The 21,440-nt window shown below is 58.9% G+C and carries 20 protein-coding genes; 14 read left to right on the top strand and 6 right to left on the bottom strand.

Annotated features, from left to right (window positions below; all coding sequences use genetic code 11):
- Window positions 1-3: 3 nt before the first annotated feature.
- From nuoG to C8264_RS02160, 11 genes are all read left to right on the top strand, one after another.
- Window positions 4-2,070 (top strand): NADH-quinone oxidoreductase subunit NuoG, encoded by a 2,067-nt coding sequence (gene nuoG, locus C8264_RS02110; protein WP_108459280.1) that lies wholly within the window; start codon window positions 4-6, stop codon window positions 2,068-2,070.
- A 9-nt stretch (window positions 2,071-2,079) separates the two neighbouring features.
- On the top strand, window positions 2,080-3,177 hold the full coding sequence (gene nuoH, locus C8264_RS02115; RefSeq protein ID WP_108459281.1) for an NADH-quinone oxidoreductase subunit NuoH: 1,098 nt from the start codon (window positions 2,080-2,082) through the stop codon (window positions 3,175-3,177).
- On the top strand, window positions 3,177-3,665 hold the full coding sequence (nuoI, locus tag C8264_RS02120; RefSeq protein ID WP_108459282.1) for an NADH-quinone oxidoreductase subunit NuoI: 489 nt from the start codon (window positions 3,177-3,179) through the stop codon (window positions 3,663-3,665). The genes nuoH and nuoI overlap by 1 nt, the downstream gene beginning before the upstream one ends.
- 11 nt (window positions 3,666-3,676) lie before the next feature.
- Window positions 3,677-4,285 (top strand): NADH-quinone oxidoreductase subunit J, encoded by a 609-nt coding sequence (locus tag C8264_RS02125; protein WP_108459283.1) that lies wholly within the window; start codon window positions 3,677-3,679, stop codon window positions 4,283-4,285.
- 15 nt (window positions 4,286-4,300) lie between these two features.
- Window positions 4,301-4,609: an NADH-quinone oxidoreductase subunit NuoK gene (gene nuoK, locus C8264_RS02130; protein ID WP_108459494.1), complete on the top strand. Its 309-nt coding sequence runs from the start codon at window positions 4,301-4,303 to the stop codon at window positions 4,607-4,609.
- Between the two features lie 10 nt (window positions 4,610-4,619).
- The gene (gene nuoL / locus C8264_RS02135) at window positions 4,620-6,722 is read left to right on the top strand and encodes an NADH-quinone oxidoreductase subunit L (protein WP_108459284.1); all 2,103 of its coding nucleotides are present in this window, start codon (window positions 4,620-4,622) and stop codon (window positions 6,720-6,722) included.
- A complete protein-coding gene (locus C8264_RS02140; RefSeq protein ID WP_108459285.1) occupies window positions 6,722-8,293 on the top strand; it encodes an NADH-quinone oxidoreductase subunit M in 1,572 nt (523 codons plus the stop codon). The genes nuoL and C8264_RS02140 overlap by 1 nt, the downstream gene beginning before the upstream one ends.
- A 9-nt stretch (window positions 8,294-8,302) precedes the next feature.
- Entirely contained in the window at window positions 8,303-9,748 is a 1,446-nt protein-coding gene (gene nuoN, locus C8264_RS02145) for an NADH-quinone oxidoreductase subunit NuoN (protein ID WP_108459286.1), read from the top strand.
- Window positions 9,749-10,579, top strand: a complete 831-nt coding sequence (locus tag C8264_RS02150; protein ID WP_108459287.1) for a biotin--[acetyl-CoA-carboxylase] ligase — start codon at window positions 9,749-9,751, stop codon at window positions 10,577-10,579.
- Window positions 10,509-12,323, top strand: coding sequence for a ribonuclease J (locus C8264_RS02155; RefSeq protein ID WP_245892898.1), 1,815 nt, complete (start codon window positions 10,509-10,511; stop codon window positions 12,321-12,323). The genes C8264_RS02150 and C8264_RS02155 overlap by 71 nt, the downstream gene beginning before the upstream one ends.
- Before the next feature lie 124 nt (window positions 12,324-12,447).
- The gene (locus C8264_RS02160; protein WP_108459289.1) at window positions 12,448-12,696 is read left to right on the top strand and encodes a DUF1467 family protein; all 249 of its coding nucleotides are present in this window, start codon (window positions 12,448-12,450) and stop codon (window positions 12,694-12,696) included.
- Here the strand turns inward: C8264_RS02160 and C8264_RS02165 are convergent, their stop codons facing one another.
- The gene (locus C8264_RS02165) at window positions 12,697-13,128 is read right to left on the bottom strand and encodes an MmcQ/YjbR family DNA-binding protein (protein WP_245892899.1); all 432 of its coding nucleotides are present in this window, start codon (window positions 13,126-13,128) and stop codon (window positions 12,697-12,699) included. It lies immediately after the preceding gene.
- A gap of 191 nt (window positions 13,129-13,319) precedes the next feature.
- Here C8264_RS02165 and proS point away from each other — a divergent pair, with 191 nt between their 5' ends.
- Genes proS through C8264_RS02180 form a run of 3 tightly spaced genes read left to right on the top strand, consistent with a single transcriptional unit; the run spans window position 13,320 to window position 16,712 of the window.
- Window positions 13,320-14,669 carry a proline--tRNA ligase gene (gene proS, locus C8264_RS02170; RefSeq protein ID WP_108459291.1) on the top strand — a complete coding sequence of 450 codons (1,350 nt, stop codon included), beginning with the start codon at window positions 13,320-13,322 and terminating at the stop codon, window positions 14,667-14,669.
- A gap of 14 nt (window positions 14,670-14,683) precedes the next feature.
- A complete protein-coding gene (locus C8264_RS02175; RefSeq protein WP_108459495.1) occupies window positions 14,684-16,033 on the top strand; it encodes an ABC transporter permease in 1,350 nt (449 codons plus the stop codon).
- Complete coding sequence (locus C8264_RS02180) at window positions 16,026-16,712, top strand: ABC transporter ATP-binding protein (RefSeq protein WP_108459292.1); 687 nt, start codon at window positions 16,026-16,028, stop codon at window positions 16,710-16,712. Before C8264_RS02175 ends, C8264_RS02180 begins: the two co-directional genes overlap by 8 nt.
- Window positions 16,713-16,788: 76 nt before the next feature.
- Here the strand turns inward: C8264_RS02180 and C8264_RS02185 are convergent, their stop codons facing one another.
- The 5 genes from C8264_RS02185 to C8264_RS02205 form a co-directional block, all read right to left on the bottom strand.
- The gene (locus tag C8264_RS02185) at window positions 16,789-17,211 is read right to left on the bottom strand and encodes an HIT family protein (protein ID WP_108459293.1); all 423 of its coding nucleotides are present in this window, start codon (window positions 17,209-17,211) and stop codon (window positions 16,789-16,791) included.
- Window positions 17,212-17,214: 3 nt separating this feature from the next.
- Window positions 17,215-18,339, bottom strand: coding sequence for a hypothetical protein (locus C8264_RS02190; protein WP_108459294.1), 1,125 nt, complete (start codon window positions 18,337-18,339; stop codon window positions 17,215-17,217).
- Between the two features lie 55 nt (window positions 18,340-18,394).
- Complete coding sequence (locus C8264_RS02195) at window positions 18,395-19,570, bottom strand: GNAT family N-acetyltransferase (protein ID WP_425430655.1); 1,176 nt, start codon at window positions 19,568-19,570, stop codon at window positions 18,395-18,397.
- Window positions 19,571-19,658: 88 nt separating this feature from the next.
- Window positions 19,659-20,117 carry a RidA family protein gene (locus C8264_RS02200; RefSeq protein WP_108459295.1) on the bottom strand — a complete coding sequence of 153 codons (459 nt, stop codon included), beginning with the start codon at window positions 20,115-20,117 and terminating at the stop codon, window positions 19,659-19,661.
- Window positions 20,114-21,439, bottom strand: coding sequence for a DNA polymerase IV (locus C8264_RS02205; RefSeq protein WP_108459296.1), 1,326 nt, complete (start codon window positions 21,437-21,439; stop codon window positions 20,114-20,116). Before C8264_RS02205 ends, C8264_RS02200 begins: the two co-directional genes overlap by 4 nt.
- Window position 21,440: the final 1 nt, after the last annotated feature.

Here is a 21,440-nt window from a genome sequence, read left to right on the forward strand (position 1 = left end):
CTGATGGCAAATATCAAGGTCGACGGCCAGCTCGTCGAAGTTCCAGACTACTACACGCTGATGCAGGCCGCCGAAGCAGCTGGCGCTGAGATTCCGCGCTTCTGCTACCATGAACGTCTGTCCGTCGCCGGCAATTGCCGCATGTGCCTGGTCGAGGTCAAAGGTGGCCCACCAAAGCCACAGGCGTCTTGCGCAATGTCGGTCAAGGATCTGCGACCCGGCCCAAACGGCGAGCCGCCTGAGATGTTCACCAACACGCCAATGGTCAAAAAGGCCCGCGAAGGCGTGATGGAATTCCTGCTGATCAACCATCCGTTGGATTGTCCCATTTGCGACCAGGGCGGCGAGTGCGACCTGCAGGACCAGGCCATGGCTTATGGCGTGGACAAGAACCGCTTTGCGGAAAATAAGCGCGCGGTCGAGGACAAGTACATCGGCCCGTTGGTCAAGACCTCGATGAACCGCTGCATTCACTGCACCCGTTGCGTCCGGTTCACCACTGAAGTCGCGGGCATTTCCGAGATGGGTCTGCTGGGCCGCGGTGAAGACGCGGAGATCACGACCTATCTTGAGAAGGCGCTGACCAGCGAACTTCAGGGCAATGTAATCGATCTTTGCCCCGTTGGTGCCCTGACCTCCAAGCCCTATGCGTTCAATGCCCGCCCATGGGAATTGACCAAGACCGAATCCATCGACGTGATGGACGCTGTTGGATCGAACATCCGGGTTGATAGCCGCGGACGTGAGGTGATGCGCATACTGCCGCGCATCAACGAAGCCATCAATGAAGAGTGGATTTCGGACAAAACACGCTTTGTCTGGGATGGTCTCAAGAGCCAGCGCCTGGATCGGCCCTATGTGCGCCGCAATGGCAAACTGGGCGCGACGACCTGGGATGATGCTTTTATCGCCGTCGCAAAGGCGATGAAGCGTCCGGGTGCTCGGATCGGAGCGATCGCTGGCGATCTGGCCAGCGTCGAAGAGATGTTCGCGCTCAACAAGCTCCTGGCTTCGCTGGGCTCGGGCAACGTAGACGCGCGTCCGGCCGGGTCCGTGCTGAGCGCTGCTAGTGGCCGTGCCTCCTATCTGTTCAACCCGACAATTGCCGGGATCGAGCAGGCTGACGCCATTCTGCTGATCGGCACCAATCCGCGCAAGGAAGCGTCGCTGATCAATGCTCGCATCCGAAAGGTCTGGCGTGCAACCGGGCTGCCCATTGGCTTGATTGGCGAAAACGCCGAGCTCACCTACAACGTGCAGCACTTGGGAAATGGTTCGGACACGTTGAATGATCTGGTTGCCGGCAAGGGCAGCTTCGCCGAGCTTTGGGCAAAGGCCAAGAAGCCGCTGGTGATTGTGGGCGAGGGCGCGGCTTCCGCTGACGTTCTGGCTTCTGCTGCGAAGCTCGCGACGGGCAATGCGGAAATCGCTGAGGGCTGGAGTGGCTTTGCCGTACTGCACAATGCGGCCGCACGCGTGGGCGCATTGGACATTGGCTTTGTCCCGGCAAAGACCGGTGCGGACACAGCTGCGATGCTATCGGGCGCGGTGGACGTATTGTTCCTGCTCGGAGCAGACGAGTTTGACTTGTCCCAGTTGGGCGACACGGTAGTTGTCTATATCGGTACGCATGGCGACAACGCTGCGCATCGGGCCGACATTATCCTGCCGGCCGCGACCTACACCGAGAAGAGCGCGACTTATGTCAACACGGAAGGTCGTGTTCAGATGACCACCCGCGCAGTGTTTCCACCGGGCGATGCCAAGGAAGACTGGGCGATCATCCGGGCGCTCTCGGCTGTGGTTGGAGCTCCGCTGCCGTTTAACTCGCTGAGTCAGCTACGCGCGGCGATTTATGCAGAGTTTCCGCACCTGGCTCGCATCGACTCGATTGCATTTGGCAAAACAGCGGATATTACCAAGCTGGCCAAGGGCAAGATCAAGGGCGGCAGCACGCAGTTCGTGTCGCCGATCTCCGAGTTCTATCTCACCAATCCGATCGCGCGCGCTTCCGCCGTCATGGGCGAGTGTGCAGCTACGGCCGCAGGCCTGCGACAGGCTGCGGAGTAGGGAAGCATCATGGACTTTATCAACTCCGCGCTTGATTACCTGCTAGGCATCCCGATCCTCGGATGGGGTGTCCATGTTGGTTTCGTCTACAAGGCGCTGCTGTTGCTCGTGGCACTGCTGGTGTTTACCGCATTCATCCTGTTGGCTGACCGCAAGATCTGGGCTGCTGTGCAAATCCGCCGCGGTCCCAACGTGGTGGGGCCGTTCGGTCTGCTGCAGAGTTTTGCCGACCTGCTGAAGTTTGCGCTCAAGGAAGCTGTTATTCCGGCTGGCGCCGACAAAGTGCTGTTCATCCTGGCGCCGTTGATTACCGCGACGCTCGCGCTGGGCGGCTGGGCCGTGGTGCCGGTCAACGACGGTTGGGCGATGGCCGATCTGAACATCGGAATTCTCTATATCCTCGCGATCTCGTCCCTGGGCGTTTATGGCGTCATCATTGGCGGTTGGGCTTCGAACTCGAAATATCCCTTCCTGGGATCGCTCCGTTCAGCCGCACAGATGGTGTCCTATGAGGTTTCTATCGGACTCGTTATCATCACCGTGCTGCTTTGCGTGGGGTCGCTGAACCTCAATGACATCATCCGGGCCCAGTATGAAATGGGGCTGGCTCATATGATCGGGCTGCCGCAGCTGACGTTCCTCAACTGGTTCTGGCTGCCACTGTTCCCCATGTTCGTCGTGTTCTACGTGTCGGCCCTGGCTGAAACGAACCGCCCGCCGTTCGATCTGGCGGAAGGGGAATCCGAACTGGTTGCCGGATTCATGACCGAGTATTCATCGACCCCATACATGCTGTTCATGCTAGGCGAGTACATCTCGATCCTGTTGATGTGCGCCATGACCACCGTGCTGTTCCTGGGCGGCTGGACATCGCCGATCGACCTGCCGCCATTCACCTGGATCCCGGGGTTCATCTGGTTCTTTCTCAAGCTGAGCATGGTGTTCTTCATGATCGCCATGGCCAAGGCTATCGTTCCACGTTATCGCTACGACCAGTTGATGCGTATTGGCTGGAAGGTATTCCTGCCGCTGTCGCTGCTGTGCGTGATTGTTGTTGCATTCGTTCTCCAGCTGACGGGCTGGGGCTGGCATGGAGGAGTCGCCTGATGCGCGCTTCCCAACTCGTCAACACGCTGCTTATGCGCGAGTTCGTGTCATCGTTCTTCCTGACGATGAGGTACTTCTTCGCGCCAAAGCCGACGATCAACTATCCTTTCGAAAAAGGCCAGGTGAGTCCGCGCTTCCGTGGGGAGCATGCCTTGCGTCGCTACCCCAATGGGGAAGAGCGTTGCATCGCCTGCAAGCTCTGTGAAGCGGTCTGCCCGGCGCAGGCCATCACCATCGAGGCTGGTCCGCGCCAGAACGACGGCACGCGTCGCACGGTCCGCTATGACCTGGACATGGTGAAGTGCATCTATTGCGGCTTCTGCCAGGAGGCTTGCCCGGTGGATGCGATCGTAGAGGGTCCCAACTTCGAATTCGCAACTGAAACGCGCGAAGAGCTCTACTTCTCGAAAGAGAAGCTCTTGGCCAACGGCGATCGGTGGGAGCGTGAAATCGCTGCCAATCTTTCTGCCGACGCTCCGTATCGCTGAGAGGGAAGAGCATGACCCTTCCGCTATTCTTCTTCTACGTATTCTCGGCAATTGCCGTGGCTTCAGCCGTCATGGTCGTCGCCGCACGCAATCCGGTGCACGCCGTGTTGTTCCTCATCCTCGTGTTTTTCAATGCCGCCGGGCTCTTCATGCTGGCAGGAGCCGAGTTCCTGTCGCTGATCCTGATCGTCGTCTATGTCGGCGCCGTGGCGGTGTTGTTCCTGTTCGTCGTCATGATGCTCGATGTGGATTTCGCATCCCTGCGCTCCGGCATGCTGCAATACGCACCGATCGGCGTGGTGGTGGGGCTGGTGTTGCTGATCGAGCTACTGTTGGTTGCAGGCAGCTTCGTGGTTTCGCCCGAGGTGGCAAGCGCGTCGGTTCTGCCCATCAACAATGGTGTGGACAACACAAAGGCGCTCGGGCTGGTGCTTTACACCCGCTATGTCTTCCTGTTCCAGGGGGCAGGGGCGGTGCTGCTGGTCGCCATGATCGGCGCCATTGTATTGACGCTGCGCCACAGGCCAAACGTGAAACGTCAGGACCCCGTCAAGCAGGTGGCGCGCCGTGCTTCCGAGACGATGGAAGTTGTCAAAGTCAAAAGCGGTCAGGGATTGTAGGAGGCAAATATGGGCTTGGGTATCGGGCTCGGTCACTACCTGACCGTAGCCGCAATTTTGTTCACGCTGGGCGTGTTCGGCATCTTTCTGAACCGCAAGAATATCATCGTCATCTTGATGTCGGTGGAGCTGATCCTTCTGGCGGTCAACCTCAATCTGGTAGCCTTTTCGGCACAGCTGAATGACCTGCAGGGGCAAGTGTTTGCCCTTTTGATCCTGACCGTTGCCGCTGCGGAGGCCGCCATCGGTCTGGCTGTACTGGTTACGTTCTTCCGCAACCGCGGCACGATCGCGGTTGAAGACGTCAACATGATGAAGGGCTAGAAGCACCGCTATGATTCAAGCGATCGTTTTTCTGCCCCTTATCGGCGCGCTCATTGCTGGTTTGCTGGGCCGTACCATCGGACATCGGCCCAGCGAGTACATCACCACGGGCCTGCTGATTATCTCGGCTGTGCTGAGCTGGGTCGTTTTCCTGCCTGTCGCATTTGGCGATGGGCTGGTGGGCGCAGTGGCTAGCGAGGAAGCTCAGGCTGCCGCCGTGAAGGTGGAGATCATGCGCTGGATTCAGGTCGGTGACATGGATCTGCGCTGGACGCTTCGGGTCGACACCTTGACGGCCATCATGCTGGTGGTAGTCAATACGGTATCGAGCCTCGTCCATATTTATTCGATCGGCTATATGGCCGAGGATCCGCACCGGAACCGCTTCTTCGCCTATCTGTCGCTCTTTACGTTCGCCATGCTGATGCTGGTGACCGCCGACAATTTCCTACAGATGTTTTTCGGGTGGGAAGGTGTGGGTCTGGCGTCGTACCTGCTGATCGGCTTTTGGTACACGCGTCCTTCGGCAAATGCCGCAGCGATGAAGGCGTTCGTCGTAAACCGCGTCGGCGATTTCGGCTTTGCGTTGGGTATTTTCGGCAGCTTCATGCTGTTGGGTACCATCGACTTCGACGCAGCGTTCGCGAACCTGCCGGAAGTAACCAATTACACGATGCACTTCCTGGGCTGGGACTTCCACGCCCTGACGGTGATCTGCCTTCTGCTCTTCATGGGCGCCATGGGTAAGTCCGCGCAGTTCCTGCTGCACACCTGGTTGCCTGATGCCATGGAGGGGCCAACCCCGGTATCTGCGCTGATCCATGCTGCGACCATGGTCACGGCTGGTGTCTTCATGGTGGCTCGGCTGTCGCCAATGTTCGAGACTTCGCCAACTGCCTTGACGGTGGTGATCGTTATTGGTGCCATCACCGCATTCTTTGCGGCGACCGTCGGTCTGGTGCAAAACGACATCAAGCGCGTCATCGCCTATTCGACCTGTTCTCAACTGGGCTATATGTTCGTGGCTCTGGGCACGGGTGCGTACTCGGCTGGTGTGTTCCACCTCTTCACGCACGCCTTCTTCAAAGCGTTGCTGTTCCTTGGTGCCGGCGTGGTCATCCACGCCATGCATCATGAGCAAGACATGCGGAACATGGGTGGGCTCTCCAAGAAGATTCCGATCACCTACGCAATGATGCTGATAGGTACATTGGCGCTGACCGGCGTGGGTATTCCCGGCACGAACTTCCTGGGCTTTGCGGGCTTCTTCTCCAAGGACTCCATCATTGAGGCAGCCTATGCCTATGGTGGCAATGTTGGCTCGTTTGCCTTCTGGCTCCTGGTGATTGCTGCGCTGTTCACGAGTTTCTACTCTTGGCGCCTCATTCACCTGACGTTCCATGGCAAACCGCGGGATGCGCAGCATGCGCACACCGCTCATCCCGATCCGGTGCACGCCGCGGCTGAAACACATCATGAGCCGATCGACGACAGCAATGCCGACGGTCATGGCCATGATGCTCATCATGGTTCCGCCTATGACAATGCCCATGAGTCACCAAACGTAATGCTGGTGCCGCTATTTGTGCTGGCAGCGGGGGCAGTGCTCGCAGGTGCTCTGTTCTACGGGATGTTCTTCGAGGATCTCGAACACGTGGAGCACTTCTTTGCTGGCTCCATTTTTGTTGATCACGAGATCATCGAAGCCGCTCACCATGTGCCGCTATGGGTCAAATGGAGCGCCACGATCTCGATGATCGTCGGCTTTGTGGCCGCCTGGTACATGTACATCAGGGAACCCGACATGCCGCGCAGGCTCGCCGCACAGAATCCGGGATTGTATCGGTTCCTGCTCAACAAATGGTACTTTGACGAACTCTACGACGCGATCTTTGTGCGGCCTGCGATCTGGGTCGGACGCGCGTTCTGGCGAGGGTTCGATGATTGGCTGATCAATGAAAAGCTTACCGAAGGTCTCGGCCGGCGGGTCCAGAATGTCACGTCCTGGGTCGTCAAGCTCCAGTCCGGCTACCTCTATCATTATGCCTTCGCCATGCTGATCGGCATCGCGGCACTGCTGACCTGGGCCATCGCGGCCGGGGGACTGATCTGATGAATTTCGACAACACTATCCTGACGATACTGACCTGGCTGCCGTTGCTCGGGGCTGCGATCATCCTGGTGACCCCCAGGAATTCTCTTGACGCGATCCGCTGGACGGCGCTGGCAACAACGTTGGTTACGTTGGCGCTGTCGCTCTGGATGTGGTCGGCGTTCGACCCATCCAATCCAGGCTTTCAGTTCGTGGTGAACTTGCCATGGATCGGCGACAGCATCGGGTATCGGGTCGGCGTGGATGGCATCTCTGTGCTTTTCGTGGTGCTTTCGGCGCTTCTGATGCCGTTCTGCATTTTGTCGAGCTGGGAATCCATCGAAACGCGCGTCAAGGAATTCATGGTCGTCTTCCTGGTGCTGGAGACGCTGATGATCGGCGTGTTCACCACGCTTGATCTGGCTATGTTCTATGTGTTCTTCGAAGGCACACTGCTGCCGATGTTCCTGATCATCGGCATCTGGGGTGGCTCGGCCCGTATCCAGGCCAGCTACAAGTTCTTCTTTTATACCTTCGCCGGCTCTGTGCTGATGCTTCTGGCTATCATGGCCATGTATTGGAATGGCGGCACTACCGACATTGCCAAGCTGCTCAACCACGAGTTCCCAGAATCCTGGCAGCCATGGCTTTGGTGGGCGTTCTTCCTGTCGCTTGCCGTCAAGATGCCGATGTGGCCATTGCACCGCTGGTTGCCCGAGGCGCACGTTCAGGCGCCAACTGCCGGTTCGGTGATCCTGGCCGCGATCTTGCTCAAGCTGGGTGGCTACGGCTTCCTGCGTTTCAGCCTGCCCATGTTCCCCGACGCGTCGCTACAGTTCGCCAACATAATCTTCTTCCTTTCGGTGGCAGCCATTATCGTGACCTCACTCGTCGCGCTGGTGCAGACCGATATGAAGAAGCTCATTGCGTATTCGTCCGTCGCTCATATGGGCTTCGTGACAATGGGTATCTTCGCTGGCAATGCGCTGGGTATTCAGGGTGCGCTGTTCCAGATGATCTCGCATGGCATCGTGTCGGGTGCCTTGTTCCTGTGCGTGGGTGTCATCTATGATCGCATGCATACCCGTGACATTGCTGCGTATGGCGGTCTGGTGGAGCGCATGCCCCGCTATGCCTTTGCCTTTATGGTGTTCACCATGGCCAATGTGGGCTTGCCCGGAACGTCAGGCTTCGTGGGCGAATTCCTGACGATGATTGGCGTGTTCCAGGTAAACACCTGGGTGGCTTTCGGCGCGGCGTTCGGGGTGATTTTCTCGGCCTGTTATGCGCTATGGCTCTATCGCCGGATCATCTTCGGCGCCCTGACCAAAGAAAGCCTCAGGGGCATGCTGGATCTCAATCTGCGCGAGAAGGTGATGCTTTATCCGCTGATCGTTCTGACCATTGTGTTCGGCTTCTATCCGTCCCCCATCCTCGACACCACTGCCGCAGCCGTGGACAAGCTGGTCGCTCAATATTCGGCATCTATTGGCATTGATCTCAGTGCGCCGAACCCGTTGCTGGGCGAAGTTGCGCCCACGCCGGTTGAAGAAGCGGCGGCTCATGAGCCCGCTGCGGCTGCATCCCACTAGGAGACTCCCGTGAACTCAGACGTTACAGATTTCGCGAGCCTGGCTCCTGCGTATCCCGAGATGCTGCTGGCAGTCGGCGCGATCGTGTTGCTGCTGGTTGGCGTTGCAATCAACAAGGAGCGTTCGCTTCTTGTTTCCTACGGCGCCGTCCTCCTGCTTCTGATCGTGGCGGCAATCGTGCTTTTTGCGCCTGCCGAGGGCGTGCTGTTCAATGGTGTCTTCATCGCGGACAGCTTTGCGCGCTTCATGAAGGTGATCGTCCTCGCCGGAGCGGCGTTTTCGCTCATGCTTGCGCTGCCGCATGCCGAGGAGAACGGTACGCACAAGTTCGAGTATTCGATACTGGCGCTGCTGGCGACACTTGGCATGATGGCCATGGTGTCCGCCAATGATTTGATGAGCCTTTACATAGGGCTCGAGCTCCAGTCGCTGGCGGCCTATGTGCTGGCTGCGATCAAGCGCGACGATCCACGTGCGACTGAAGCGGGCCTCAAGTATTTCGTGCTGGGCGCGCTGAGCTCAGGCATGTTGCTCTACGGAGCATCGCTGATCTATGGCTTCACCGGCCACACCAATCTTCAGGAAATCGTGATCGCCATCGCAGCGGAAGGCCGGTCCATTGGGCTCATCTTCGGTGTCGTGTTCCTTCTGGCAGGTGTTGCCTTCAAGATTTCGGCCGTTCCTTTCCATATGTGGACGCCCGACGTTTATGAGGGTGCTTCGACCCCTGTGACGGCATTTTTCGCGACTGCTCCAAAGGTTGCTGCCATGGCGCTCATGGTGCGACTGGTCATGGACACCTTTCAAGGCATCACCCATGATTGGCAGCAAATTGTCATCTTCCTCTCGATAGCCTCGATGGTCCTTGCTGCCTTCGCCGCCATTGGGCAGAAGTCGATCAAGCGCCTGATCGCGTACTCTTCGATTGGTCATGTGGGCTTTGCCTTGGTCGGCCTTGCCTCTGGTACGCAGGTGGGCGTCGAGGGTGTGGCAATCTACATGGCCATCTACGTCGCCATGAATATTGGCCTGTTTGCCTGCATTCTCTCATTGCGGAGCGACGCCGGCTATGTGGAGACCATTCAAGACTTCGCTGGGGCAGCTCAGACGCGTCCCTTCGTGGCAGCGATAATGGCGATAATCATGTTTTCGCTGATTGGCATGCCCCCTCTGGCAGGGTTCTTTGCCAAGTGGCATGCGTTCCTGGCAGCGATCGACGCGCAGCTTTATCTACTGGCCGTTATTGGCGTTCTGGCGTCAGCAGTAAGCGCGTTCTACTATCTGCGTATCGTCAAGGTGATGTATTTCGACGAGCCCGTGCATCGTTTTGAAGCCGTGCCAGCCGAGCTCACGATCATCATGGCGGTGAGCGGGCTGTTCGTGGTCACTTACTACTTCACGGTCGGCGGTCCACTTGCGAGCTTTGCGCATGTAGCAGCTGGAAGCCTATTCTAGGTGAGGGAGTTCTCGCTCGGACCAAGGGCACGTGCAGCCGGGTACCGGTTGCGCGGCTATGACAGTATCGGTTCGACAAACGCCGAAGCGATTGCGGCGGCGAACGCTGGAGATCCTGGTGGCATCTGGTTTGTTGCCCGGCAGCAAACCGCGGGCAGGGGGCGCAGGGGGCGCACTTGGGAGAACCCGCACGGCAATCTTGCCGCCACCCTCCTGCTCGTTCCGGAGGCCGAGACCAGCGTAGCGGCTACGCTGGGCTTTGTTGCCGGCGTGGCGCTGAGCGGGGCGCTGTCGTCCATATTGCCCCATGGTTCAGTCAAGATCGGCATAGATGGTGCCGATGAACTGAATGGCAGTGGGCGGATCGCGCTAAAGTGGCCAAACGACGTCTTGGCCGACGGTGCCAAGTTGGCCGGTATCCTGCTAGAAGCGAGCAAGATGCCAGACGGCAAACATGCCATCGCGATCGGCATCGGTATCAACATCGTTGCGGCTCCCACGGGACTACCCTATCCAGCGACAAGCCTTGTCGATCTGAGCAATGAGCGCACCGCAGAGGACGTCTTTGAAGCACTAAGCGATGCCTGGGTAGAGGCGTTCGGGTTGTGGAACGATGGGCTGGGTATCGAGGCGGTACTTCAGCGCTGGCGAGGGTCGGCGGCGGGTATCGGCGCGCCTGTTTCCATCAGTCAGGATGGCAACATCCTGCGCGGCATTTTTGAAACAATTGACGCGGCCGGGCGATTGATCGTTCGAGCCGATGACGATCGCCGCATCGCTGTCACGGCGGGCGACGTACATTTTGGGGCAACGGCCAGCGCCCGAAGCTGACCATCATCTGCGCAGGCGACCGGCGACCGAAGTTCGCCCCGGCGTTGCGCTCGAAAGGAACGATAGACCCATGGCTCAAAACCAAAGGGATGAACTCGTCTTCGTGCCGCTTGGCGGCGTAGGCGAGATTGGCATGAATATGGGGGCATATGGCTTCGGGCCCGAGCGTTCCCGCAAGTGGATTGTGGTAGATTGCGGGGTCACGTTCGGCGGACCGGACCTGCCGGGGATTGAGCTAATCATGGCCAACCCTGAATTCTTGGAGGAGCGGGCCGATGACGTACTCGCGCTGATCCTCACGCATAGCCATGAAGACCACTATGGTGCCGTTCTGGACCTGTGGCCTGGCTTCGAGAAGCCCGTGTATTGCACTCCCTTTACCGCGGCAATGCTGGCCGCGAAGCGGGCTGGGGATGGCATCGTTGAAAATGTTGACGTCACCATCATGCAGCCCGGCAAACCGTTCCAGGTCGGGCCGTTTACGCTTGAAGCCATCAACGTGGCGCACTCCATCCCTGAAGCAAACGCACTGTTGATTTCGACACCGGTGGGACGGGTGCTTCATACCGGCGACTGGAAGCTTGACCCAACGCCGGTTCTGAGTGCGCCGACGGATGTTGCCCGCCTGCAGCAGATCGGTGAGGACACTGCCACGCCGCTGGCGTTAATCTGCGACTCGACGAATGCGCTGAAGGATGGGGAAAGCCCGAGCGAGGCCGAAGTGGCCGCCAATTTGGCAGCGATGATCGCTGAATCGCCCAACAGGGTCGCGGTCACCACGTTCGCCTCCAATGTTGGCCGTGTTGTTTCCATCGTGCGTGCGGCAGAGAAGGCAGGACGGCAGGTCGTCATGTCCGGACGCTCGCTGCACCGGATCATGGGAATTGCCAAGGAACTCGGCATGTTGGAAGGGCTGCCGCCCTTGCTCGACCAGGATGCCTATCGCACGATAGCGCGTAACAAGATCGTCCTGATCTGCACCGGTAGCCAAGGCGAAGCGCGGGCCGCCATTGCCCGAATTGCGCGCGGCGAACACCCGGTGATCGATCTCAACGCCGGTGATCGCATGATCTTTTCGTCGTGGGCAATCCCCGGCAATGAGCGCGAAGTCATCGACATTCAGAACATGTTGATCGACAAAGGTGTCGAGGTGATCACCCAGAATGATGGCCTGGTGCACGTCACGGGCCACCCGCGCCGGGAGGAATTGCGGCGTCTCTACGCGCTCGTAAAGCCAGAGGTACTGGTGCCGGTCCATGGCGAGGCAGTGCATCTCGAGGCTCATGCGAAGCTTGGCCGTGACGCCGGGATTCCCAATGTGTGCGAAGCCCGCAATGGCGACATGGTCCGTCTGTTCCCCGAACCGATGGCATTTCCTGGTGAAGTGCGGACTGGTGAGCTCTATCTTGATGGGCTGGTGCTCTGCACCCCGGAAGAGTCGGGCGTCAAAGGGCGTAGGCGTCTGTCGTTCGGCGGCCACGTCGTAGTCAGCCTGTGTGTGAATGGCGGCGGGCAGATCGTGTCCGGCCCGGATCTGGTAATCGAAGGCTTGCCCGAGACGGAGGACGAGTCATTGACCGAGTTGGTCGAAGACACGGTGGCCGGGGTGTTGAAGTCGATGCCGCCCAAGCGTCGCAGCGATACGGAAGTGTTGAATTCGGCTTTGTTCAAGGCTGTTCGCAACGAAGTGAATGCCTACTGGGGCAGAAAGCCCAATGTCTCGGTATTCGTGCATCGGGTATAAGCATCCGTAACGGCCTTGCCCGATATGACGGATGAGGCAAAGCAACGCTCATTGCCCCTCGCGTTTGACTATTGGGCAGTGAGCTTGCTGAAGTACGGGCACGACGCCGCCAAGGAGAAGCACTATGCCGATTACTTCCGCCATCGCCGTCTTTGTCGTTGTCTGGTGGCTGAGCTTCGTTGCCGTGTTGCCGATCGGCGCTCGCAGTCAGAGTGATGCCGGAGATGTGGTCGCGGGGACTGATCCCGGTGCGCCTGTTGCGCCAAGATTGCTTTTCCGGGCATCGATCGCAACCGGTGTCGCGGTGATCATGACCCTTCTGGTGTTCTGGGGACTTAGCAACGAGACTCTGCATCATTACTGGAACCGTTGACTACCGCTTGGTTTTGCCAACTGCGTGGCTATGAGCAAGTGCCAGAGCAGCGCGCAGATCGGCTTCGGTTGCCTTCGACAAGTGCATGGTTGTCCAGCCCTGTCGGCCCCACGCGTTGTCGACAGGTTGGAATATATCCGGCGCGAGCTGGCATTTGAATTCCTGCTCGTCGGGAGTGAGTTTCAAATTGGCCGTCTCACCATCGTGTGACAGCGTCACATAAATGCGTGCGACCTTGAAGGCTATCCGATCAAAATGGGGATGTTCTGTAGTACCGGGCAGTGCCAGGGCGGCCTTACGAAGATCATCTCCAGTCATCGTCGCTGGACTACCAATCATCTGAAAACAAAAAAGCGGGGCACATGGCCCCGCTGAATTGAGTTCGTTCGACAATACGCTGGTCTTAGGTGCGCTACTGAAGCGCGCTGCCAACGCTCCTCCCTTGACGTTGTCGACGTCCAGCGGTTTGAACCGCCTTTGCTTTATTGTTCCAGACCCTAACAAGTTGTTAGGGGGCTGTCACGCAGATTCTGCATGCCTTCCATGCTTGCATCGGATGATCGAACAGGGTTTGAGTGGGCGCCAAGAAAAGCCTTGAGTCGATTGTTCTTTCGGGAGTTCCCATGCGCCTGTCCCGGTATTTCCTGCCCGTGTTACGTGACGTTCCGAAGGAAGCCGAGATCGTCTCGCATCGGCTGATGTTGCGCGCGGGAATGATCCGCCAGCAAGCCTCCGGGCTCTATTCCTGGCTGCCACTGGGCTACAAGGTGCTGATGAAGGTCCAGCGCATCATCGAGGAGGAGCAGAACCGCTCCGGTGCGATTGAATTGCTGATGCCGACCATCCAGTCGGCGGACCTGTGGCGGGAGTCCGGCCGTTACGAGGCTTATGGGAAGGAGATGCTGCGCATCGAGGATCGTCACGAGCGCGAGTTCCTTTATGGCCCGACCAACGAGGAGATGATTACCGACATCTTCCGCTCGTCGGTGAAGTCCTACAAGGACCTGCCGCTCAACCTCTACCACATCCAGTGGAAATTCCGCGACGAAGTGCGCCCGCGCTTTGGCACGATGCGCAGCCGCGAGTTCCTGATGAAGGACGCCTACTCGTTCGACCTCACCAAGGAAGATGCGGTCAAAGCCTATGAGCGCATGTTCGTGGCCTATATGCGCACCTATGCTCGCATGGGGCTCACCGCTATTCCGATGCGGGCCGACACGGGTCCGATCGGCGGCGATCTCAGTCACGAGTGGATCGTGCTCGCTGATACCGGCGAGAGCGCGGTGTTCTGCGACAAGCGGCTGCTCGATAAGCCCATTCCCGGACCGGACACCGATTTCCGTGGCGATCTGAAGCCAATCTTCGACGACTGGACCTCGCTGTATGCGGCAACCGAGGACATGGTCGATATGGGCCAGTTCGAGGCAGGCGTGCCAGAAGAATTCAGGGTATCGGCCCGCGGCATCGAGGTTGGCCATATTTTCTACTTCGGGACCAAATACTCCGAGCCCATGAAGGCAAATGTCACCGGGCCCGACGGCAAGGAAATCACCGTTCATATGGGATCCTACGGCGTGGGGCTGACGCGGCTCGTGCCGGCGATTATTGAAGCATGCCATGATGATTCTGGCATCGTGTGGCCGGTGAGCGTGGCGCCCTTCGAGGCTGTGCTGATCAACCTCAAGGCAGGTGATGCAGAGTGCGACGCTGCGTGCGACGAGCTTTACGCAGAGCTGACAGCTGCCGGGCTCGACTTGCTCTATGACGACCGGGATCAGGGCGCCGGCGCCAAGTTCACCACTGCCGATCTTATTGGTATCCCCTACCAGATCATCCTGGGGCCGCGTGGGCTGAAGGCGGGCGAGGTCGAGATCAAGCATCGCCAGAGTGGCGAGCGCGAGACCCTGCCGATTGCCGATGCCGTGACACGCTTGAAAGCGCTGATCGAACCGCAGAGAAAGACCGACATTTGACCGACACGGCGCCGATGCTGCTGAATAAGGGCACGCGTCCCTTCTCGCGGTTCGAGTGGATGGTTGCTGGGCGCTACTTGCGCGCCCGGCGCAAGGAAGCGTTCATTTCGGTGATCGCCAGCCTCACCATGGTGGGTGTGGCCATCGGCGTCGCCACGCTGATCGTCGTAATGTCGGTGATGAACGGCTTTCGCGCCGAGCTCCTGACCAAAATACTGGGATTGAACGGTCACTTCACGGCATATCCGATCGAGAGCGAGTTCACTGACTACGAGGAAACCATTGCCACTATCCAGAACATACCTGGGGTGGAATTTGCAGTGTTTTTCGTCGAGGGGCAGGTGCTTGCATCGGGCCGTGGTAATTCCACTGGCGTCACTGTGCGGGGCATGAACGAGGAAAACCTCGAGAAGCTGAAGCTCCTTCATGGGGCAGCCGTGCAGGGCGGTTGGGACGGTTGGGACGACAGCCGGGGAATCGGCATCGGCTACAGGTTGGCACAGACGCTTGGGGTGTCGCTGGGCGACCAGGTGCAGATCATCAATCCTGACGGCGCCATGACCCCATTCGGGACGACACCGCAGATCAGATCGTATCCGGTCAACGTCATCTTCGATCTTGGCATGGTCGAATTCGACAGCTTCTACATGTACATGCCGCTGGAGCCGGCGCAGGACTACTTCAAGATGTTCACCGAGGTGCTACGACCCGGGTTCGAGCAGCTTGATCCTCTGGCGAGTGACGAAGAGATCGACGCTGCCTACGAGCGCATCAACCAGGCGACGGCCGCGGAGATATTCATTTCCAATCCCGATGATACGGCAACGATCCGCGAGCGCATCCAAGCCTCGCCGATCAGGCCGTTAATCCTCACCGATTGGCAGCAGCGCAACGAGACTTTCTTTTCCGCGCTGCAGGTGGAGCGGGTGGTGATGTTCACCATTCTCTCGATGATTATTCTGGTCGCGGCATTCAACATCATCTCAAGCCTTATCATGCTGGTGAAGGACAAGAGTTCGGACATCGCCGTGCTTCGCACCATGGGTGCCAGCCGAGGGGCGATCATGCGGATTTTCTCCATTACCGGAACGACCATCGGCGTTATCGGCACGCTGGTCGGAACTGGACTGGGACTGGTCGTAGCTGCGAATGCCGAGCCATTGCGGGCTTTCATTTCCAACACGCTCGGCGTAGCGATTTTCCCGCCGGAAGTGTTTTTCCTGTCGTCTTTGCCGTCCAAGACCGATCCTGTAGAGGTCACGGTAGTGGTTTGTCTTGCTCTCGGGCTGAGCTTTCTCGCGACGCTCTATCCTGCGTGGCGAGCCGCTCAATATGACCCAGTAGAGGCCCTGCGTTATGAGTAAACCTCATCTCGTCCTGACCAATGTCCATAGGCACTATGGCGAAGGCGACAAGCTTGTGCGCGTCCTGGAAGCGGCAAATCTGACCGTGAAGACCGGTGAACTCGTTGCACTGGTTGCGCCTTCCGGCGCGGGGAAGTCGACGCTGCTGCATCTCTCTGGTTTGCTGGAGAGCCCGCAGGGCGGCGAGGTGGAGATTGTCGGCATCAAAACCAGCAAGCTGGGCGATCGCGGGCGGACGCAATTGCGTCGATCCACGGTTGGCTACGTTTATCAGTTCCATCATTTGCTGCCGGAATTCACTGCGCTCGAGAATGTCTCAATGCCGCAACTTATTGCCGGCAAGTCGCAGCAGGATGCGGACAGGCGTTCGATGGAACTCCTTGAGCTATTGGGGATCGGCAACCGGGCGACCCACAGGCCGGCAGAGCTATCCGGCGGTGAGCAGCAGCGCGTGGCCATCGCGCGGGCATCCGCCAATCATCCGAAGGTCATTCTGGCTGACGAGCCGACAGGCAATCTTGACCCGGAGACCAGCGAAATCGTCTTTGGTGCACTGGCCAATCTGATCAAGAACGAAGGGGCCGCAGCGTTGATCGCGACGCACAATCATGATCTGGCGCGACGAGCAGACCGGATCGTCACCCTCAAGGGTGGATTGGTTGTCGAACACGAACTCTGATCGAGGCGGACGCTGCGCGTCTTGGTGCGTTGGCACCGACATAGGTAGCTGAGGGGCTGTTGGCGACAGCGAACCCTTACCGGTTCAGTTCCGCCGCTATTGCTTTTGCCAGCGCTGCCAGTTCGTCTTCATCCGCCTTGCCGCCCGCGTGAGCAGCCAATGTTTGACCCTCATACATCGGGATGATGTGGAAGTGCAGGTGGAAGACGGTTTGCCCGGCAGGCGCTTCGTTGAACTGAGCGAGTCGTATGCCATCTGCTTTCGTGGCGGCTTTGGCGGCAATCGCGACCCGTTGAACCAGGGGCATCAAAGCCGAAAATACTTCCGGATCAGCGTCCAGCAAATTGCGCGATGGCGCCTTGGGAATGACGAGGGTATGCCCACGCGATTGCGGGAAGATGTCCATCATTACAAGGGCTGTTTCGTCTTCGTATACCTTGTGGTTCGGGATCTCGCCCCGCAGGATCTTGGCGAAAATGTTGGATGGGTCATAGCTCATGGTTCACTCCGCCGGCTTGAAGGTTGCCGGCTCGCCCTTTTGGAAGAATCGGAAACGAAAGTAATTGAGCACGGCGAGCCCGGTCAGCGTAACCGGTACGTAGCGGAATCCGCGCCGGATAAAGAACAGCGCGATGCCGACCGCTGTGCTGGCACTCATGGCGCCCTTGCCCATGGCCGACGTGAAAGAGGACGGAACAATGTGCCGGTAGATCAAGGCGTTGGACCGATAGTAGTCGCGCGCCCGCAGTGCAAAAGCTCGCTTGGACGCAGAATAGTCCCTCAGTTCAGCCATGCCCATGTCGCCGTGGAATTCGACCTCCGACCCCAGCGCCCAGACTTCTGGTGGCGCTAGCCGGGTCTTGCCCGTCTCCATGAAGAGATCGATCAGGTCGCAAAAGGTTTGATAGTTGGCGTTCCAGCAGTCTTCGCTCTTGGCGCCGTGGGAGAGGACGAGCACATCCGCACGTTCAAGCTTTTCGCCCGTGGCGGCGTAGTTGCCGGCGGTGAAGTCGACGCCGGACTTGGCTGTATCCACGGTCCCGCCAAGTGCGGCGAGCTTTGCGGCCATGGCTGAACCAAAGGCTCCGCTCGCGCCTGTGATCAGGAAGCGGCGCCCTTTTATTTGACAGGCGGTGCCCGCAGCTAGATCAAATACATTCGCGAACGACGAGAAGAAGTTGTGCGGATAGACGTGGTGCATGGCGTGGTAGTTATTGTCCACCCAGAGCAGGCCTTGTTGGCCGCCCACGCGGTCCATGGACATGTGGTTGTAGTCCAGACCCTCCTCCCGGATTGTCATCACCAGCATAATTGTGCGGATTGCGGCAACGGTCGCGATAACGGGCCAGGGGAAAAATAGCAGGAAGATCAAGGTCCCAGCCATGGAGGTGAGGTATTCCGGCAGGATGTGGAACCACAGATTGGCGCGCGCATAGGCGGGGTTGACCTGCATGTCGAGGCCCAGGAACTTGTGGTGAACCCAGTGCCAGGATGAGAACTTGCGCAAAAGCGGGAAGCGCGAGGTCTCCCATTTGTGAAGTATCCAATGCAAGGCGTCGAACAGAGCCGTCGACACGATGAACACCAGGGCGGCTTGGAGAATGAAGGCGAGTATATCCCAGATCATACCCCTACATAGAGCGGAAGGATCGGAGGGGAAAGTGGTGTTTGTGCTGCCGGTGTCAGCGGTTAGTCCGCTCGCCTTTGCGGAACGGGGTGAATTGCTCGAGGAGTTCCTGGTTGTGTTCGACCGAGGTGCGCTCGTGGTCGAGGTAGTCGGCGATGGCTTCGCGGAGGGCGGGGTGGGCTATCCAGTGGACTGAGTAGGTGGTGGAGGGCTCGTAGCCGCGGGCCAGTTTGTGTTCGCCCTGGGCGCCTGCTTCGACGACTTGGAGGTTGTGCTGGATGGCGTAGTCGATGGCCTGGTAGTAGCAGAGTTCGAAGTGCAGGAACGGGACGTCGCGCGTGCAGCCCCAGTTGCGGCCGAATATCCGATCCTTACCGACAAAGTTTATGGCTCCAGCGATGGGTGTTGGTCCGTCATAGGCCAGCATCAATACTATGCGGTTGGCCATGGTTTCGTTGATGAGCGAGAAAAACTCGCGATTTAGATATGGGCGCCCCCATTTGCGGGCGCCGGTGTCTTCGTAGAAATCATAGAATGCGTCCCAGTGGTGTTCCCTAAGGTCGGAGCCGGAGAGCCATTTTACGGTGAGGCCATCGGCGAGTGCGTCGCGGCGTTCGCGGCGAATTGTCTTGCGTTTACGGGAGGATAGCGTTTCGAGAAACTCGTCGAAACTGCTGTATCCCTGATTGTGCCAGTGGAATTGCGTATCGAGGCGCTTGAGCCAACCGTCGATTTCAATCTCGTCCGCTTCCGCCTGGGGCACGAAGGTGGCGTGCACCGAGGAGGCGTTTCGCTGCGAAGCAAGCTGCTGTGCTGCTGCGAGCAAGCTCGCTTTTATCTCCGGTTTTACTCCGGGCACGAGCAGCTTTGGCGCAGTTGCGGGCGTGAATGGGACCGAACATTGCAGCTTTGGATAGTAACTGCCGCCGGCGCGCTCCAGGGCGTTGGCCCATCCGTGGTCGAAAACATATTCGCCCATGGAGTGCGACTTGAGAAACAGCGGCATGAGCCCAAGCGGCTCGTCGGCCTCGTCGCTCAGGAGAATGTGCTGCGGCTGCCAACCGGTGCGGCTGGTCGCGCAGCGCGATTCTTCCAGCGCCAGGAAAAAGGCGTGATCGAGAAACGGATTATCCGTCACGCCATCGGTCGAGGGCACGAGGCTGTTCCAGACGGCAGCCGGAATGCTGGCCGTGGAGGGATGGATGGTCGCCTTGTAAGCGCTGCTTGACAATGTGGGGATCGGGGCTTGGAGGATGGTCTGACCGATATGGGGCGGGGGAGCCTCGGCTTCAACCCTTGGCCACCCCCAGGCGTCCCGGCTAAACCTCGACCACTGCCTCGATTTCAACGGCAGCGCCGAAGGGCAGGGAGGCTACGCCAAAGGCTGCGCGGGCGTGCTTGCCCTTGTCCCCAAGTACGCTGACCAGCATGTTGGAGCAGCCATTGGCGACCAGGTGCTGCTCGGTGAATTCAGCGGTGGAGGCGACGAGGACGGTGACCTTGAGGATGCGCTTGATGTCCTCGAGCGGCACGCCGCCCATGTGGACGATCTGGCTCAGCACGTTGAGGGCGGCGAGTTCGGCAGCATTGCCGCCCTGAACCACGTTCATGTTGTCGCCCAGACGGCCGGTAACGACGCCGGCTTCATTGCTGGAGATCTGGCCGGATACATAGAGGATGTTGCCGGTGCGGGTGACGGGAACGTAGCTGGCGACCGGCGCCTTGGGTGCGGGCAGTTCGTAGCCATATTCGCGGAGCTTTTCGATCGGGCTGGTCATCTGGTGTTGCCTTCGGTTTTTTCGTCGTCAATGTCGAGCGGAGCCCTGCTGGGCTTGCGCCCATAGAGCTTGCCGCGGATTACAGCCTCACGGCCGAAACGGGTGCGAACCTTGTCCATTGCCCGCTCGGCGGCTGCCTTGCGTGCTATGGCCGGTTCCAGCAGATCGGCCGGATCGGTGCCATCTGCAGTATCGATACCTGAAACACCGATTCCGATTAGCCGGAAAGCGGTGCCGTCAACCTCCCGCTGCAGCAGCGACAGGCCGGTCTCGTAAATCACGTTGGTCAATTGCGTGGGGATCATTAGGTGCCGCGCGCGTGTGCGCAAGCGGAAACCGGCCGATTTCAGCTTGAGGGTCACTGTGTCGCCCACGATGTTCTTGGCCTTGAGCCGCTCGGAGAGGCGCTCGGTGACGTTGAGCAGTTCGGTGGAAAGCTCTTCCAGGGACGAGATATCGCTGTTGAAGGTGGTCTCGGAGGAAACGGTTTTCATTTCGCCTTCTGGCGAGATGCGGCGGCTATCCTGGCCCCGCGAGAGGCGGGCAAGGCGGGCGCCGGTTTCGCCGTAGCGCCGCATCAGGTTTTCCGGCGGCTCCTCCTGCAATTGTCCGATGGTGTTCAGGCCATCCTTGCGCAGGGTTTCGGCGAAGACCTTGCCCACGCCATAGATCATGCTGATCGGCTTTGGCGCGAGGAAGGACATCGTTTCGGCTTCCCCGATCACGGCAAAACCTCGCGGCTTATCGAGATCGGAGGCAAGCTTGGCGAGGAACTTGTTGTGGCTGAGGCCAACCGAAATGGTGACGCCGATTTCGGTTTCGACAGCTTTGGCGAAGCGGGCAAGGACCAGGGCAGGAGGGGCCTTGTGGAGGGCCTGAGTGCCCGAGAGGTCCAGGAAAGCTTCGTCGATTGAGAGTGGCTCCACCATGGGGGTAAGCGTCTGCATGATCTGGCGGATCTGGCGGCTCACACCTACATATTTGGCCATGTCGGGCTTGATGATAACGGCGTCCGGGCAAAGCTGTGTGGCCTTGAACATGGGCATGGCCGAACGAACACCGGATTGGCGGGCAATATAACAGCAGGTGGAAACTACACCGCGAACGCCGCCGCCAATGATCAGGGGTTTATCCCATAAACTCGGATCATCCCGCTTTTCCACGGAGGCATAGAAGGCGTCACAGTCGACGTGAGCAATGGAAAGGGAAAAGAGTTCGTCATGGCTGATCAAGCGCGGCGACCCGCAAGCGGGGCAACGTCCCAGTGCTGCTGCATTGGTGCCGTGTTGCAGGCAATCCCGGCAAAGCCATTCGCGCGCCAAT

The sequence above is a fragment of the Devosia naphthalenivorans genome, assembly GCF_003056355.1.
GTDB lineage: Bacteria > Pseudomonadota > Alphaproteobacteria > Rhizobiales > Devosiaceae > Devosia > Devosia naphthalenivorans.